The sequence below is a fragment of the Streptomyces sp. NPDC020898 genome, from assembly GCF_044333925.1.
Lineage (GTDB): Bacteria > Actinomycetota > Actinomycetes > Streptomycetales > Streptomycetaceae > Streptomyces.
The window spans coordinates 476,453-493,952 of record NZ_JBIRRV010000007.1; the positions used below are offsets into that span (position 1 = coordinate 476,453).

Genomic DNA, 17,500 nt, shown 5'->3' on the forward strand with positions numbered 1-17,500 from the left:
TCGGCCACACGTGCGACGTCAAGAAGTAAATCCTTAACGGGTTGGCAACGACTCTGCGCGTTCTTTAGGTGAAGACAGGAGTGGCTGTGGTCAGCGTGCCGTCCAAAAGGGTCGAATCGCCCATTTCGCTCAGCGCGAGAGCGAGCGCTCCGAGTACCTCCGCACGACCTCCAAGTGCCCCTGGAAGAACGGACAGTTGACGTGCCGCGCTGGGGATCGCATAGCGGCCGACGGACTCTCTGATGGGACCGAGCACCAGCTCACCGGCCTCGGCGAGATCACCGCCGAGTACCACCCTGCTCGGGTTCAACAGATTGCAGAGATTGGCGACTCCACTGCCGATATGACGGCCGACGTCGGCGATCACGCGACGGCAGCCCGGGTCGCCGTCCCGCGCCAGCCGCACGACACCTTCCATGGTCAGGTCCGTTCCGTGGCTGGACTGGAGGAGCGGAAGCACATAGCGCGCCGCCGCGAAGGTCTCCAGGCAGCCCCGGTTTCCGCAGCGGCAGACGGGGCCGGATTCATCAAGAGTAATATGCCCGATTTCTCCCGCTGTGCCACCCGGGCCGCGGTAGATCTTGCCCTCGATCACCAGCCCGGCGCCGACACCGCTCGCGACCTTGATGTACGCCAGGTCGCGCACCCCCCGGCCGCTGCCCCAGACCAGCTCACCGAGGGCGCCGAGGTTGGCGTCGTTGTCCACGTGCACCGGCACGCCGAGGCGCCCGCGCAGCTCCTCGCCGGGTCTGGTGCCGATCCAGCCGGGCAGGATCGCGCTGGAGCCCAGGGTGCCGGACTTCACGTCGATCGGACCGGGTACGCCGAGGCCCACGCCGGCGATCTTGGAACGGTCGACGCCCGTTGCTGCGATCAGGCGATTGACCAGCTCTTCCGCCCGGTCGAAGCCCTGCGCGGCGGAGGCGTCCACGTCCAGCGGCTCGGACTCCTCGGCCAACACCTGGTGGGCGAGATTGCCTATGGCGACCCGGAGGTGCGTATGCCCGAAGTCGACGCCGATCACGATGCCGGCGTCACCGCTCAGCGAGACGGCCCGGGCCCTGCGGCCACCTGCCGAGGTGGGTGTGACCTCGACCGTTCCGCCGTCCTTGAGCTCGCGCACGATGTTGGAGACCGTGGCCGCGGACAGCCCGGTCGACCTGGCGATCTCGGCCTGGGTGAGCGACCCCGCGAGGCGCACGGCCCGTACGACCCGTTCCAGGTTGGCTCGGTGCAGTGACGACTGCGATCCCGGAGTCTCCACGACGACCTCCTGCGCACGAGACCGCATCGATGAGGCCCCGTCTATGTCCAACTAGTGAACTCTAAGCTGAGCCGTTCGGGTCGCCTCCCGTCAAGAGGTTGAACTGCATCCGAGGTCTTGTCCACATAGTGGCGCGCGTGCACCGTTTGTGGCATGCACGCGCGCGTACAGCGGCTGAACAGAGGGTTCCGGTTACTTCAGCGCGCCCGCCGTCAGCCCCTGCACCACCTGCCGCTGGAAGACGATGTAGGCGGCCAGTACGGGAATCATCGCCATCACCAGTCCGGCGAAGAGACCCGACCAGTCACCCTTGTAGCCCTGGCTGGCGGCCAGCTGCACCAGGCCCTGGGTGAGGACCCGCTTGTCGGGGTCGGTGTTGAGCACCGTCGGGAGCATGTACTGGTTCCACTGGCCGAGGAAGTTGAAGATGCCCACGCTGATCAGGCCGGGCTTGGCCATCGGCAGCATGATCTGGAAGAACGTCCGGGAGTGCGAGGCGCCGTCGACGAAGGCCGCCTCCGCCACCGAGCTCGGCAGGGTCCGGAAGAACGAGGTCAGGAAGAAGACCGTGAACGGCAGCGAGTAGGCGATGTAGACCAGGATCAGCCCGTGGATCGTGTTCAGCAGGCCCATGTTGTTCACGACGTAGAACAGCGGGACCAGCGCCAGCATGATCGGGAAGCTCATGCCGCCGATGAACAGGTAGTAGATGAACCGGTTGCCCGGGAAGTCGAAGCGGGCCAGGACGTACGCCGCCATCGAGCCGAGCACCAGGGTGCCGATGAGTGAACCGCCCACCACCAGGATGGTGTTGAGGAAGTAGTCGCTCATGTTGGCGTCGGTCCAGGCCCGGGCCCAGTTGTCGAAGTGCAGCTTGTCCGGCAGGGACCAGGGCGAGCTGAAGATGGCGTTGTCGTCCTTGAAGGACGTCATCACCGCCCACAGGAGCGGCATCACGACCAGGAACGCCCACAGGACGAGCACGCCGTGCGAGAAGACGTTGAGGACGGTGCCCTCTTTCTTCTCCCGGTCGTCCTTCGTGGCGGCGTCCACCTTGTGCACGGGCGTGCCGGGCCCGGGAACCGTGTCGGGCGGTGTGGTGTCGGTCGTCTTCATAGGGCTAGTACTCCAGCCGCTCGCGCCGGCCCAGTCGCATCACGAGGGCCGCGAAGGCCAGCGTGACGACGAGCAGGGCGACCCCGATGGTGGTTGCGTAGGCGGCCTGACCGTCGCGGAAGGCCTTCTGGTACACGTACAGGACCATGACGGTCGTCGAGTAGTCCGGCCCGCCCGGCCCGGTCGTCATGATCTGGACGACCGCGAACGCCTCGGCGCCCAGCGCGAGGATGCCCATGTAGACCCAGCCGGACTGCACGGTGTCCCACAGCAGCGGCAGGGTGATCCGGAAGAACGTGGTCGCCCGTCCCGCGCCGTCGAGCAGCGCGGCCTCGTACAGGTCCGCGGGGATCGACGCCATGCCCGCCGAGAACAGCACCACGAAGAAGCCGACCGTCGACCAGACCAGCACCGCCATCACACACCACAGGGCGAGGTCCGGGTCGCCCAGCCAGAGCGGCTGGACGCTGTCGAGCCCGATGCCGCGCAGCAGCGAGTTGATCGAGCCGCTGTCCGGGTTGTACGCGAAGGCGAACAGCAGCGCGACGATCGCGATCGACAGCACCTGCGGAAAGAAGTAGACGATTTTGTAGAACGAGGAACCGCGTACACCGGAAATCACCGGTCCACCGCGGCGGCGCTTCCCACCCACATTGATCATGAAGGCGAAGAACAGCGCCAGACTGATCGTCACGAGCGGCAGCAGCAACGCGAACAGGAGGCTGTGCTGCAGCGACTTCCAGAAGATGGCGTCGTCGAACATCCTCTCGTAGTTGTCGAAGCCGACCATCGTGAATTCCGGGCTCAGTCCGGTCCAGTCCGTGAACGAGTAATAGATGGACTGGATGAACGGCCAGACGACGAAAAGTGCGTACAGCCCCAGAGGGACCGCCAGGAATCCCACGATGAAGCGGTATTTTCCGTGCTGCATTACCACAGACCCCGTTCCGTACGCGGGTGCCGCCGCCGGTGACTCGTCATCAACTCTGGATCACTGGTGCTTGTAGTGCTTGATCGACGTGTCCTTGGCGGTCTCGTCGGCGAAGTCCTGGATCTTCTTGATGGCCTCTGCCGGAGTGAGCCGTCCGGCCATCATCTCGCCGAGCCCCGAGACCCCGATCTTCTCCTTCTGGAGCTGCACGTACCAGTCCTGCAGGCGCGGGTTCACCACGTTGTCGCCCGCCTTCTCCAGCGCCGCCACACCGGACTTGAGGCCCGGGGTGAGGGTGATGCCGTCGGTGCCGCCGTTGTACGCGGTCAGCGACTTGACCTTGGTGGTGAAGTTCTTCGAGGACGCCTCGCTGAGCATGATGCGCAGCTGCTCCATGCCGCCCGCCGTGTTCTTCGCCTTGGCCGGGACGATGAACGGCTCACCGCCGGAGGCCCAGATCGTGCCGAACGGCAGCTTGTCGGAGCTGTCGATGCCGGTCGGCGCGGAGACGGCGAGATCGAAGTCGGCCGGCATGACGTTGGCCGACTCGTTCTCCACCCAGGAGCCGTTCGGGATGAACAGCGCCTTGCCCTTGGCCCACGCGGTCTGCGACTGGATGTGGTCCAGACCGGGGGTGCCCTTGAGGACGTACCCCTTCTTGTAGAGCTCGTAGTACGCCTCGAAACAGGCCTTGACGGCCGGGTGCTTCCAGGCGTTCGGCTCCAGGTTGTCGATCGCGTCGAGGACCTCGACACCGCCGACCTTGCCGATCATCGGGTAGAGCGAGAAGGGCAGGTAGTACGGGTACTTGCCCGCGTACGTCCAGCCGGCCATGCCCTTTTTCTTGGCCTTCTCGCACACGGCGAGCATCTCGTCCCACGTCTGGGGATAGGCGGAGTCGAGCGAGTCCAGGGCCTTCTGGGAGTACCAGACGCCGTACACCGTGTAGGCGTAGTACATGATCCAGACCGGGTCGCCGTCGAGCTGGCCCATCTCGACGATGCCCGGCCGCAGGGTGTCGCGGACCTTCTTGTTCGGGTCGTCGAAGGACGGGGCGTCGAGCAGTGGGGTGAGGTCCGTGAGCTGGTTCTTGCCGGCCAGGACGCCCATGTCCATCTGCTCGGCGCCGGAGTTGTCGATGAGGTCCGGCGGGGTGCCCTGGTTGAAGCGGGGCTGGAGCGTGGACTGGATCTTCTGGGTGGCGGAGAACTTGACCTTCGCCTTGGGGAAGTTCTGCTCGTAGATCTTGACCGAGTCCTCGGCGTACTCCTTGCCGAAGCCGCCGTCGAAGAGCACGAACTCCATCTGCGCGGTGTCGTTGACCGCCAGGGGGTTCTTCGCGGTCTTCTCGCCCGACTCGGCCTTGTCCTCGCCGTCCCCGCCGCTGCTCGCGCAGGCGGACAGGAAGCTCATCGTGGGGACGGTGATCAGGCCGAGCGCGGCGGACCGCTTGATCAGGTCGCGGCGGCCGAAACCGGTCGTGGCCGTGGTGCCGGTGGTGTGTTCGGGGGTGCGGCTCTCGTCGGAAGTGGATCCCATGCTCAAGTCCTCGCCTTCTCCAGGACTCAGGCGGTGAACCGGATCCTCCGGCACCGCGATCGGGTCGAACTGGGTCGTGCAGGAAGTGCTTAGTGCGTGATGCGCCCTGATCAGAGGGAATACCCGGCGGGCCGCGCGTTCGGCACGCCAAACCACCCTTCCGGCTCTCTGGGACCTGTCGCTGACCGGTCGAACAGCTAGGCAGACGCCGACAGGTATAGTCCACTTCCCGTCAAAGGGGCAAGATCGAATGCAGGGTTGGCCACGGGTCTTTTCCGAGTTGAGACCTCGCGGAAATGTGCAGCCCGCACGGATCCCTTTGAACGGGAAATTCGCGATATTGGACCCGAATGCCACACCCAACGCCCTTGACACCACTGGTCACTTGACTCCCTACTGGTTCCTGCGCAGCCAAGGTGACAACGTTGTCCGGTCCTCAGGGAGGGTGCTCGCGCATGCGGCACGGAGTTCGCTACGGAGTTCGGTACGGATGGCAGTCAGGGTCGGTCCCGGCGCTGGCGGCGGTGTTCGCACTGGTGATCGGCGGACCGGGTGCGGCCACCGCCCTGCCCGCCGCCGCACCGGCCGGCGACCGGGAGTTCGCCTCCTCGTTCGAGACGGGTGAGCCGGCCCCGGACTGGCTGAACACCGTCGACATCGCGCCGGACGGCACGAAGCGGACCTCCGGTGTCGACGGCGGCTACCGGAGCGGCATTCCGGGCAATGTGACCGACCAGGTGACGGACGTACGGGCGAGCGGCGAGAACACCGGCGGGGGCGAGGTGAAGGAGAACCTCGTCGACGGTGAGCCGGGTACCAAGTGGCTGACGTTCGCGACGAACGGCTGGATGGAGTTCGACCTGGACGAGCCGATCAGGCTCGTCACCTATGCGCTGACCTCGGCCAACGACCGCGCAGAGCGCGATCCCGCCGACTGGACGCTCCTGGGCTCGGCGGACGGGAAGACGGACTGGAGGACTCTCGACAGCCGTAGCGGCGAGTCGTTCCCCGAGCGGTTCCAGACCCTCTCGTACGACCTTGCCGAACCGGTCGCGTACAGGCACTTCCGGCTCGACCTCGGGCGGAACAACGGCGGCGCGATCACCCAGCTCGCGGATGTCCAGTTCTCGACGGGCGGCAGCGCGGGTGATCCGGTGCCGAAGGACATGCTGTCGCTGGTCGACCGGGGCCCGAGCGGCTCGCCGACCGCGAAGGCGGGCGCCGGTTTCACCGGCAAACGGGCGCTGAGGTACGCCGGCAGACACCTCGCGGACGGACGGGCGTTCTCGTACAACAAGGTGTTCGACGTGAACGTGGCCGTCGGCCGGGACACCGAGCTGTCGTACCGCGTGTTCCCGTCGATGGCGTCCGGCGACCTCGACTACGACGCCACGAACGTGTCCGTGGACCTGGCCTTCACCGACGGCACCCATCTGAGCGAACTGGCGGCGGTCGACCAGCACGGCTTCGCGCTGACACCGCAAGGGCAGGGCGCGGCCAAGGTGTTGTACGTCAACCAGTGGAACCATGTCGCCTCGCGCATCGGGGCGGTGGCGGAGGGGAGGACCGTCGACCGGGTTCTGGTCGCGTACGACTCCCCGGCCGGTCCGGCGAAGTTCCGGGGGTGGCTCGATGACATCGCTTTGCGGACCGTCGTCCCCGAGCCGCCTCGGGAACACCCGTCCGACTATGCGGTGACGACCCGGGGCACCAACTCCAGCGGCGGCTTCTCCCGCGGCAACAACTTCCCGGCGACAGCTGTGCCGCACGGCTTCAATTTCTGGACGCCGGTGACCAACGCGGGCTCACTGAGCTGGCTGTACGACTACGCGCGGGCCAACAACTCCGCCAACCTGCCGACGATCCAGGCGTTCAGCGCGAGTCATGAGCCGAGCCCCTGGATGGGCGACCGGCAGACCTTCCAGGTGATGCCGTCGGCCGCCGCCGGCACCCCGGACACCGGACGTACGGCACGGGCGCTGGCCTTCCGGCACGAGAACGAGACCGCGCGGCCCTACTACTACGGGGTGCGGTTCGAGAACGGCGTCAAGGCCGAGATGACGCCGACCGACCATGCGGCGGTCCTGCGCTTCACCTACCCCGGCGACGACGCGAGCGTCCTCTTCGACAACGTCACCGACCAGGCGGGCCTGACCCTGGCCCCGGAGAACGGCACCTTCACCGGCTACTCGGACGTGAAGTCGGGGCTGTCGACGGGGGCGACCCGGCTGTTCGTGTACGGGGAGTTCGACGACGACGCCGTGGTCACGGACGGGTCGTCGAGCGGGGTGAAGGGCCATCTCCGGTTCAGGGCTCCGACCGGGGTGGTGACGCTTCGGCTCGCCACCTCCCTCATCAGCGTCGAGCAGGCCAAGGCCAATCTGCGGCAGGAGATTCCGGACGGTGCGTCCTTCGAGGCGGTACGGGCCGCTGCGCAGCGGCAGTGGGACGGGCTGCTCGGGAAGGTCGAGGTCGAGGGAGCGACGCCGGACCAGCTGACGACGCTGTACTCCAGCCTGTACCGGCTGTACCTGTACCCCAACTCCGGCTTCGAGAAGGTCGGTTCGAAGTACCGGTACGCGTCTCCGTTCTCCCCGATGCCGGGTCCCGACACCCCGACGCACACCGGCGCGAAGATCGTGGACGGCAAGGTGTACGTCAACAACGGCTTCTGGGACACATATCGGACGACCTGGCCGGCCTACTCGCTCCTGACGCCCCGTCAAGCGGGTGAGATGGTCGACGGGTTCGTGCAGCAGTACAAGGACGGCGGCTGGACGTCGCGCTGGTCCTCCCCCGGGTACGCCGACCTGATGACCGGCACCTCGTCGGACGTGGCGTTCGCGGACGCCTATGTGAAGGGCGTCGGTTTCGACGCGAAGTCGGCGTACGACGCAGCCGTGAAGAACGCGACCGTCGTGCCCCCGACGTCGGGCGTGGGCCGCAAGGGCATGGCGACCTCGCCCTTCCTCGGCTACACGAGCACCGAGACACGTGAGGGCCTGTCGTGGGCGCTGGAGGGCTACCTCAACGACTACGGCATCGCACGGATGGGTCAGGAGCTGTACCGCGAGACGGGGCGGCACCGCTACAAGGAGGAGTCCGCGTACTTCCTCAACCGGGCCCAGGACTATGTGCGGTTGTTCGACACGAAGGCCGGCTTCTTCCAGGGCCGGGACGCGCGGGGCGACTGGCGGGTGGAGTCGTCGGCGTACGACCCGCGCGTCTGGGGCCACGACTACACGGAGACCAACGGCTGGGGGTACGCCTTCACCGCCCCGCAGGACAGCCGGGGCCTGGCCAACCTGTACGGCGGCCGGGCGGGCCTCGCGGACAAGCTCGACGACTACTTCGAGACCCCGGAGACCGCCTCGCCGGAGTTCGTGGGCTCGTACGGCGGGGTCATCCACGAGATGACGGAGGCACGGGACGTCCGGATGGGCATGTACGGCCACTCCAACCAGGTGGCCCACCACGTGAACTACATGTACGACGCGGCCGGCCGGCCCTGGAAGACACAGAAGAACGTCCGCGAGGTCCTCGCCCGCCTCTACACGGGCAGTGAGATCGGGCAGGGCTACCACGGCGACGAGGACAACGGCGAGCAGTCGGCCTGGTACCTGTTCTCGGCGCTCGGCTTCTACCCCCTGGTCATGGGCAGCGGTGAATACGCCATCGGCTCCCCGCTGTTCACCAGGGCGACGGTCCATCTGGAGAACGGCCGGGACCTGGTGATCAAGGCCCCGGAGAACAGCGCGCGGAACGTGTACGTACAAGGCTTGAAGATCAACGGCCTTCCCTGGACGTCGACTTCACTTCCCCACTCGCTCATCTCCCGGGGCGGAACCCTGGAGTTCGACATGGGCCCCGAGCCCTCGACGTGGGGAGCGGCCAGGCACGCGGCCCCGGTTTCGATCACCCAGGACGACGAGGTGCCGACGCCGCGGGCGGATGTGGTCGTGGGTGAGGGGGCGTTGAACGAGGAACTGTTCGACAACACGTCGGCGACGAACGCGGCGGTGACTTCCGTGCACCTGCCGGTTGCCGGTCCCACGACGGCCGTTCAGTACACGCTGACGTCCTCGGACCGTACGCAGGCCCCCACGGGCTGGGTGTTGCAGGGCTCCTCCTCCGACGGTGCGAACTGGCGGACGCTGGACCGGCGTTCCGGGGAGTCGTTCAGGTGGGACAGGCAGACCCGGGCGTTCTCGGTGACGTCCGGGGGCTCGTACACGCGCTACCGGCTGGTCCTCGACAGCGAGTCGACGCTGGCGGAGGTGGAGCTGCTGGGCTGACCACTCCCCGCCCGTTCACCCGCCCGCTTCTCCCGGTCAGCGCTCGGGGAAGCGGGCGGGGAGGCGGGGCAGCAACCGGCGCAGTCCTTCCGCGTGTTGGTGCACGCGCATGAGCAGGGTGCGCCGGTTGTGGACCGTGATGGGGACGTCCTGTGCCGGGCCGCAGCCGGCGGCTACATAGAGATCGTCCAGCGACGCACCCCATCCTCGCGCGCCGTCCGGGGTGATCGGGCTCAGATGCGTCCACACTTGGGGCTCATGTCCGCCATGGAACCCGAGGCTCACTTCCAGGTCCGCGCGGCAGTACGTCAGTTCAGAGCCGTAGAACCCCGGCCGGAGGTCGTCGTCCTCCGGCTCGGCGAAACCCTCGCTCTCGACGAGGAACGCGAAGGCGGCGCGCGCCTCCGACCTGAACTCCTCGGGCAGGTTCGGCCGTTGCCCCATCCCACGATGGTCTCGCCCAACGGCGTACCCCGCCAGAGGTGGTGATGGCCGGTCAGCCGGTGGCGAGGGTGAAGACGTGCAGGTTGGCGTCGGCCGGAAGCCGTACGCTCGCGATGCTCCGGCCCGCCGGTGCCTGGAAGGGCCTCGTGGCGAAGACGTACGTCGGGACCGGATCCCGGCCCGCTCCGGCCACGTTCCGGTACGTGGTCCTCGCGACGACCTCGTTGCCGTACTGGACGGTGCCCGTGCCGCCCCCGAGGGTCCAGTCGGTGAGGGCGAGGTCGACCGTGTCGGTGGTGCCGTCGGTGTAGGTGACGGTCGCCTGGGTGTGCCGGTTGCCGAAGACCGCGCTGCCGATGAACGACAACTGGGCCGTTCGGGCCGGGAGTTCGATCGTCCGGGCTGCCGCCGAGGCGTTGTCCGGGCGGCCCGTCGGCGAGGTCGGCCAGGTGAAGGCCAGGCCGCTCGGCAGGGTGCCCCGACCACCCGGGACCAGGCCCGCCGCTGCCAGGGCCTGGCGTGAGTAGCTCCAGCCGCCGCCGTCGTAGTCGGCCTCCGTGTGGTCGCCGATGTCGTCGGAGGTGCCCGTGTTGTTGTACGCCGCGAGGAGGGAGCCCGGGGCGGCCACGGTGAGGGAGATCGGCTGTCGCTGCTCGTACGCCGTGTCCGTCGAGGTGACCTTGATCCTCGCCGTGGAGAAGCCCTGCTCGGCGCCAGGATGCGCGGCGAGCGTGATCCGCTGGTTGCCGTCAACCACCGTTCCGGAGGCGGGCGTTGCCGTTACTCCGGTCGGGGTCGCCACCTCGAAGCGCACCTCCGGGCCCTTGCCTGGGCCGCCCGTCAGGGACAGTGCGCGGATGTCCACCCCCGTGCTGCCGCCCGGTGCGATCGTCGCCGTGGTGGGGCCGACGCCGATCTGGTACGGCTGCTCGCCCTCCCGGAAGGACGGCGGGGCGTCGGACGGGGCGCTGCCCCAGGTGGGGTTCGGGGTGGCGGCGAGGGTGTAGTCCAGGGTGCCGCCACGCCGGACGAACGACGTGGGGAGCCAAGGGCGGGTCGTCGTACGGCCGTTGACCGCCAGGGAGTGGACGTACGGGGCGTCCGCCGCCGCTCCCGCCGCGCGGATCGAGATGTCGTTGCCGTACGGGCGGTCGATCTCGATCCTCGGGAACAGGGGTGAGGCCAGAACCAGTTCGGCTCGGGACGGCACCTGGGGGTACATGCCGAGCGCGGCGAAGACGTACCAGGAGGACATCGCGCCCAGGTCGTCGTTGCCGGGGATGCCGCCCGGGTCCGTCGACCAGAGCCTTGTCATCGCCGCCCGCACCGTCTCCTGGGTTTTGTGCGGGGCGCCCGCATAGGCGTACAGGTAGGGGACGTTGACCGAGGGTTCGTTGTCCAGCTCGGACTTCTCGCCGCCGTTGCCGGTGAGCGCCCAGCTGCCGTCGGCCCGGTGGAAGAAGGCGTCCAAGCGGTCGACTGCCGTGCCCTTCCCTCCCATTGCCGCGAAGAGGCCCGCCGGGTTGTGCGGGACCATCCACGTGTACTGGGCTGCCGTGCCCTCGACGAAGCCCTTGCCGGTGGCCGGGGTGAAGCCGGTGACCCAGCTGCCGTCCGCCTTGCGGTCGGCGATGTAGCCGCCGCTGGGATGCGCCGCGAGGTTGAAGTTGTTCTGCCACCACTGGGCGCGCTTCATGAAGTTGTCCGCCGTGCGTGTCCGCCCTGCCGCGCGGGCCAGTTCGGCGAGGGCGAAGTCCGCGCCCGACATCTCCAGCGTCTCCGCCGCGCCACCCCAGGCGTTGGACACGGATGGCATGTAGTGGTGGGTCACGTACTGGTCCAGGGACGGGCGTTGACCGGCCGACAGGACCGGCTTGCCCGCCGGGGACAGGTCCTGCGGTGTCGGTACGGTCGCCGCCCGCACCAGGGAGTCCAGCGCGCCGCGCAGGTCGAAGTGGGTGCCGCCGAAGGCACGGATACCGGCGAGGGTGGCGGGCGAGGGGTCGCCGTTCATGACGTGGGTGCCGCTCGCGCCGTGCAGCCAGCGGTCCCACAACCCGCCGTTCTGGCGGGCGAGTTCGTAGAGGGACTGCGCGATGTCCGAGCCGGTGCGGGGGTTGAGGAGGGTGAGCAGCTGGACCTGGGAGCGGTAGACGTCCCAGCCGGAGAAGGTGCCGTACTGGTTGTCGTGGCTCGCGCGGACCAGGTGGACCTTGCCGTCGCTGCCCCGGTATCGGCGGTCGGCGTCGCTGATCACGTTCGGGTGGAGGAGGGAGTGGTAGAGGGCGGTGTAGAAGGTGGTGCGTTCGGCTTCCGTGCCGCCGCCGATCCTGATGGCGGCGAGCTGGTCCCGCCAGGCGCGTTCAGCGGTGTACTGGACGTCGGTGAACGAGCGGGTCGGCGGGTTCTCGGCCGCGAGGTTGGCCTCGGCGCCCGCCCGACTGACGTACGAGACACCGACCTTGACACCCACTGGGCCGGTGCCGGGCTCGAACTCCACATAGCCGCCCGCCCCTTTGCCGGTCACCGGGCGTCCCTTGTTCGAGAAGCCGCCGGTTCCGCCGGACGCGGACGTGGCGCCGGGGTTCACCCGGTCGTCCTGCCAGGTGCCCGTCGTCTTGAAGGGGCGGTCGAAGCGGGCCGTGAAGTGGAGGGTGTAGTAAGGCCGTTGACCCTCCGGGTCGAGGTGGCCGCAGAAGTTGCCGGAGGTGACCGAGCCCGAGACCGTACGGGCGGCTGGGTCGATCATGACCGTCGAATCCGTCGAACCCACCTCGGAGTTGGCGGTGCGGATCAGCAGCGAGGCCGGTCTGCCGGGCGGGTAGGTGAAGCGGGCGGAACCCGTACGCGTGGTCGCGGTCAGGTCAGCGGTGACCCCGGACGCCATGCCCACCTTGTAGTGGCCGGGTTCGGCGATCTCGTCGGCGTGGCTGAAGTCGGCCGCGTACACCGCGTCCCCGGTGTCGCTCGCCGGGGAAGACGTGACCTCGCCGGAGTACGGGAAGAACGGGATGTCCCCGCTGCCGCCCGCACAGCCCGTGCCGGACATGTGGGTGAGGCTGAAGCCCCGGATGCGGGTGGCGTCGTAGTGGTAGCCGCCGGGGGCCGCCGTGCGGGTGGCGTCGCCCCGGGTGTTCTCCGGGCTCCAGGAGAGCATGCCGAACGGGACGACCGCGCCCGGGAAGACGTCGCCGCCGTTCCTGGTGCCGATGAGCGGATCGACGTACGCGGTGGGGTCCTGGACCAGGTCCGGAGGTGGCGCCGGCGTCGCGTCGGTCGCCGCGAGGGCCTGGGCGGGGGTGCCGAGCGCCAGGGCGGCGGCGAGCAGCAGGGACGTGGGGCGGACACGCATGACGCGGACCCTCCTCCTTCGGACGGGTCGCGCTCCACAGGGCGCACAAGCCGCGGGGACAGTGACGTGCGCCAGCCGTACCACGGGACGGTGTGTGCCTCCGGGGGACGCGCGTGCGGGTCATGCGTACGGGGGACGGAGTGCACTCCTGCCAGGGAGGCAACCGGTTTGACGAGGTCGTCCAGTGGGGCGATAGAGTGTTGTCCAGACCACTGGACAACGTTGTCTCCAGCCGGTCACCTCCCAGACACCCTCCACCCGGGCCTCATCCCCCGTGCCGGCCCGGCTCGCGGACCCGGTGGGTATCGACCACCGGGTCCGCCCTGAGCAGCTTGACTCGAAACCGCAGCCCCGCGGGCCTAACCGACCCGGCAGGGCAGGGTAGTTGCCGTATCACCCCCGGAGCCCTGAACGACGTATCCGAACGTCGCACTCTTGCCCGGATCGAGCGAGCCGTTCCAGTTGGCGTTGTGGACCATCACCGCCTGGCCGTTGTAGGTCGCGTTGCCGTTCCAGAGGCTGTCGACCTTCTGGCCCGCCGGAAGTGTCCAGTCGACCATCCAGCCGAGCATCGGCACGTTCCCGGAGTTGGTGACGGTCACCTGGGACTGGTAGCCGCCGTTCCAGCTGCCCGTCGTGCTGCGGGTGGCGGTGCACGCGCCGGGCGGGGGTTCGGTGTTCGGGTTGCCCGGGTCCTTGATGCCCGTGACCTCGCCGTTGCCGCCGTCGAAGACGACGTCGGAGCAGGAGTAGAAGGTCTCCGCGCTGTCGGAGCGCTGCCACACCATGTAGATGAGGTGACGGCCGGACTTGTTCGCCGGAAGCTGGCCGTTCCAGGAGTAGTTGGCCTCGACGTTGCCCGGGGAGCCGTTGAGCGGCGGGTGGTCGACGCTCAGGAACGGCTGGGACTCGATCGCGTCCCAGGTGAGCGTCTTGGTCGGGTCGAAGCCGTCCTTGGTGATGTAGACGTAGAACCAACCCGGGTGCGCCGCCCACGCGTTGTACGAGAAGTCGACGTTTGCGCCCGAGGTGAGGTGGGTCAACGGCCAGTCGGCGCTGGGGGTGTTGAACCCGGTGAAGTTGGTGTTGCCGCCGCTGCACAGCTCGCCGTCGGGGACGAAGCCGCGGGTGCGGCCGGCTCCGTCCGAGCGCAGTACCGAGAACCAGTTGTAGAACGGCGTGGTTCCGCTGACCTGTTGTGCCGTCTTGCACGCCGGGTTGATCGCCTTGATCTCACCGGTGTCGGTGAGTGCGTCCTGCCAGCACAGGAAGGTACGGCTGCCCGGCTTCATCGGGGTGCCGTGCGCCTCGGCGTCGCCGCCCGTCGTGACGACCAGGCCGAGGGCCGGGATCGCGGTGAGCAGTGCCAGGAGGACGAGGAAGAGGGATCTGCCTCGGGTGGGGAGCGGTAATCGGCGTGGGGTCCGGGGGGAGGATGGGGACGTTGATGTCATGGCCATGTCATGATCTCCTTCAGTCGTACGCGGTACGCCGTACGCGGTGCGGCGCGTACGGAACGTGCGGGTGAAGGGGCTCGCCCGGCGAGGGGCGTGCGTGGGGTGCGATGTGCACCGTGTGATGCGTGGGGGGTGGTGGGGTAGGAGCGGCCCCCGCTTACGGGTTCCGGTCCGCTCGGTATGGGAGCGCTCCCACCCCACTCTCCTTCGAAGCTAGCGCCGTACGGTGCGGTTGTAAACGTCTGGCGCGAGGGCCTGTTCGGCGGATCAGGTCGCAGGAAATCGGCGGTGTCTCATGAGTGCCGGTGAGCGGGGTGATGGGGGTCCCCCCGCGCGAGGGTGTTCGAGCGTGGGGGAGCGTGCAGCTGCAAGGCGGAGGAGGGAGTCGACGCGGAGCGATGGGGGTCCCCCCGGTCGAGCGAAGCCGAGAGTGGGGGAGAGTGACGACAACGCCGCAGATGTGCGTGCCAGACCCCGCGTCTGCGGCATGATCCGCCGGACAGGCCCTCGGGCCGCACCCGGGTGGGTGCGGCCCTCGCGGAACAGAGAACCGGGGCTGGAGCCGGGGTCAGTCCTCCGGCTCCTGCGCGGTCGCGGTGGCGAGGCGTGACCTCAGTTCGGCGTTCTCCGCCTCCAGGATCACGATCCGTTTCCTGGCGAAGTAGAGCTCCATCACCGCGTCGTGGAACTCCGAGACCAGCTCCTCGGGCGTCAGTTGCACGGTTTCCTCCTGTACCTCAGATACGTCAGGCCGGTGCGATCGTCGTGACCGTGCCGTTGGAGCCGCGCCACAGCAGGGCGCCGCCCGACGCGTACAGGGCGCCGCCGCCCGCGCTGTCCACCGACACCGGCACCGTCCCGGCGTTCGCGATGCGTACCGAGCCCTCGACCAGGAGCGCGGCGGGAGCGCCCGTCCGCTGGACGATGTGGACCTGGGCGCGGGGAGTGGCCGCGCGGTCGACGCCGACGCCGATGCGGCCGGTGCCCTTCACGACGAAGTCGTCGAGACCGTCGTTGTTGCGCAGGACGATCAGGTTGCCCTTGGTCGCACCGTTCGTCGCGGTGAGGAAGATGCCCTGGGCCGCGGTGCCGTCCGTGCGGAGGTCGATCGACAGGGCGGCGGCGTTGGCGTCGGAGCCGTCGGCGTATCCCCGGTGGGTGATCTTCAGGGTGCCGCGGCCGGTCTCCGTGCCGGAGAGGTACATGGCCGAGGTGCCCGGGTTGTCGGAGACCACGTTCAGCGCGGCGCCGCTGCCGGCCGTACCGGCCTGGTAGACGGTCGCCGCGTGGTTCGTCTCCGACGTGGTCTTGAGGAACGCGGCCTCCAGGGTGGTGTCCGCGCTGAACCTCTCGGCAGCCACCGGTCCGTCGAAGGTCGTCGTCGCGCCGTTCTCCCCGGCGGCCGAGGCCGTACCCGTCGCGGCGGCCGTCGCGACGGTCACCGCGCCCGCGGTGAAGCTCCCCAGAAACAGTCTGCGTGCCAGTGGCATGCGTCGTCCCCCACCTTTCGTGTGCTGTGATCGGAGGGACATGCGGGTCCCCCGAGACACGACAACGATCAACCCCGAATGGTTGTACGGAGATCGGGGCGGGCTGTCGCCACAGGCACCACCACCGGTGCCGCTGTGGGCAGCTCGATCGTGAACTCGGTGTGTCCCGGGGCGCTTTCGACGGCGATGCGGCCCCCGTGCGCGGCCACGACCGCCGTCGCGACGGCGAGGCCGAGGCCCGAACCCCCGTCCTGTGGACCGGTGCGGGCGCGGGAGGCGTCGGCGCGGGTGAAGCGTTCGAAGACGGACGGGAGAAGGTGCGGCGGGATGCCGGGGCCGTCGTCGTGTACGCGGATGACGCACCGCTCGTCCACGATCTCGACCGAGGCCGCCACCGTCGTGCCGGCGGGTGTGTGCACACGCGCGTTGGCCAGCAGGTTGGCCAGCACCTGGTGCAGCCGTGCCTCGTCGCCGACGACCAGCGCCGGGGAGTCGAGGAGCAGCGCCAGTTGCCAGTTGTGGTTCTCACCGGCGGCCCTCGCGTCCCACACCGACTCGGCGACCACCGCCGCGAGGTCCACCTCGGCCGACTGCAGCGGACGCCCCTCGTCGAGGCGGGCGAGCAGCAGCAGGTCCTCCACCAGCCCGGTCATGCGCGCCGACTCCGCCGACACCCGGCGCCAGGCCAGCTCGGGTTCGATGCGCTGCGGACCCCGGTTCATGAGTTCCGCGTATCCGGCGATCGAGGCGAGCGGGGTACGGAGTTCATGGCTGGCGTCGGACAGGAAGCGCCGCATGCGTTCCTCGCCCGCCTGGCGCTCGGCGAGGGACGACTCGACGTGGTCGATCATCCGGTTGAGGGCGGCGCCGACCTGGCCGGCCTCGCTCCCCGGGTCGGTGTCGCGTTCCGGAACACGGGTGAGGCCGACGACCTCGCCCCGGCCCAGCGGCACGCGGGAGACCTCGACGGCGGTGGCGGCGACCCGGCCGAGGGGCCGCAGTTGGCGCCGTATGACGACCGCGCAGAGGCAGCCCGCGACCGTCAGTCCGAGCCCGGCCACCACGGCCTCGACCACGATCAGGCCCCTGATCATGTCCTGGACGTCGTCCATCGGAAGCCCGGTCAGCACCCGGACGCCATCGTCGGCAGCGCCGCCGACCGCTGTGATCCGGTAGGTGCCGAGGCCCGGCACGGTACGGGTGTGCATCGAACCGTCGGCCTCGATGCCGGCGAGCGCCGACCGCTGGGCGGGGTCGAGGTTCCTGGGCGCCGCGTCCTGGGCGACGACCTGGGCGGTGAGCAGGGTGCCGTCGGCGGCGAGCCGGGCGGCCAGCGTCCCGGCAGGCTGGCCGTTCTCGTCGAGGAACCCGAGGCCGGCGTCGCGCTCGGGGTGGAGCGCGGCCCAACCCTGGCTGCGCTGAACGGCGTTGGTGACGCGGTCGTCCAGGTTGCCGAGCAGGTACCTGTGCTGGGCGAAGACGGTGGTGACCGCCATCGCGGCGCACACGACGGCCAGGGTGACCCCGATGAGGAGCAGCAGGCGGGTCCGCAGTGAGCGCCCGCGCAGACGTACCGTCATCTTCCGTCCTCCCCCGCCCGAATCACGTGGCC

The 17,500-nt window shown here is 68.9% G+C and carries 11 protein-coding genes; 1 reads left to right on the forward strand and 10 read right to left on the reverse strand.

Annotated elements, in window-relative coordinates; translation table 11 throughout:
* Positions 1-64: 64 nt before the first annotated feature.
* The 4 genes from ACH4TV_RS24550 to ngcE form a co-directional block, all read right to left on the reverse strand.
* Positions 65-1,264 carry an ROK family protein gene (locus tag ACH4TV_RS24550; RefSeq protein ID WP_398401505.1) on the reverse strand — a complete coding sequence of 400 codons (1,200 nt, stop codon included), beginning with the start codon at positions 1,262-1,264 and terminating at the stop codon, positions 65-67.
* A 192-nt stretch (positions 1,265-1,456) separates the two neighbouring features.
* Positions 1,457-2,380, reverse strand: a complete 924-nt coding sequence (locus ACH4TV_RS24555; RefSeq protein ID WP_398401507.1) for a carbohydrate ABC transporter permease — start codon at positions 2,378-2,380, stop codon at positions 1,457-1,459.
* A 4-nt stretch (positions 2,381-2,384) separates the two neighbouring features.
* Complete coding sequence (locus tag ACH4TV_RS24560; RefSeq protein ID WP_398401509.1) at positions 2,385-3,311, reverse strand: carbohydrate ABC transporter permease; 927 nt, start codon at positions 3,309-3,311, stop codon at positions 2,385-2,387.
* Between the two features lie 60 nt (positions 3,312-3,371).
* Entirely contained in the window at positions 3,372-4,850 is a 1,479-nt protein-coding gene (gene ngcE / locus ACH4TV_RS24565) for an N-acetylglucosamine/diacetylchitobiose ABC transporter substrate-binding protein (protein WP_398401511.1), read from the reverse strand.
* A gap of 455 nt (positions 4,851-5,305) precedes the next feature.
* On the opposite strand from ngcE, the gene ACH4TV_RS24570 reads away from it, so the two are divergent.
* A complete protein-coding gene (locus tag ACH4TV_RS24570) occupies positions 5,306-9,145 on the forward strand; it encodes a GH92 family glycosyl hydrolase (protein ID WP_398401513.1) in 3,840 nt (1,279 codons plus the stop codon).
* A gap of 36 nt (positions 9,146-9,181) precedes the next feature.
* Here ACH4TV_RS24570 and ACH4TV_RS24575 read toward each other — a convergent pair whose 3' ends face one another.
* The 6 genes from ACH4TV_RS24575 to ACH4TV_RS24600 form a co-directional block, all read right to left on the reverse strand.
* Entirely contained in the window at positions 9,182-9,589 is a 408-nt protein-coding gene (locus ACH4TV_RS24575) for a hypothetical protein (protein WP_398401515.1), read from the reverse strand.
* Positions 9,590-9,641: 52 nt separating this feature from the next.
* Positions 9,642-12,941: a GH92 family glycosyl hydrolase gene (locus ACH4TV_RS24580; RefSeq protein WP_398401516.1), complete on the reverse strand. Its 3,300-nt coding sequence runs from the start codon at positions 12,939-12,941 to the stop codon at positions 9,642-9,644.
* A gap of 359 nt (positions 12,942-13,300) precedes the next feature.
* On the reverse strand, positions 13,301-14,395 hold the full coding sequence (locus tag ACH4TV_RS24585) for a lytic polysaccharide monooxygenase (protein ID WP_398401639.1): 1,095 nt from the start codon (positions 14,393-14,395) through the stop codon (positions 13,301-13,303).
* A 571-nt stretch (positions 14,396-14,966) separates the two neighbouring features.
* Positions 14,967-15,119 carry a hypothetical protein gene (locus ACH4TV_RS24590; RefSeq protein ID WP_398401518.1) on the reverse strand — a complete coding sequence of 51 codons (153 nt, stop codon included), beginning with the start codon at positions 15,117-15,119 and terminating at the stop codon, positions 14,967-14,969.
* Between the two features lie 25 nt (positions 15,120-15,144).
* Positions 15,145-15,888 carry a hyaluronoglucosaminidase gene (locus tag ACH4TV_RS24595; RefSeq protein WP_398401520.1) on the reverse strand — a complete coding sequence of 248 codons (744 nt, stop codon included), beginning with the start codon at positions 15,886-15,888 and terminating at the stop codon, positions 15,145-15,147.
* A 68-nt stretch (positions 15,889-15,956) separates the two neighbouring features.
* The gene (locus ACH4TV_RS24600; protein ID WP_398401522.1) at positions 15,957-17,468 is read right to left on the reverse strand and encodes an ATP-binding protein; all 1,512 of its coding nucleotides are present in this window, start codon (positions 17,466-17,468) and stop codon (positions 15,957-15,959) included.
* Positions 17,469-17,500: the final 32 nt, after the last annotated feature.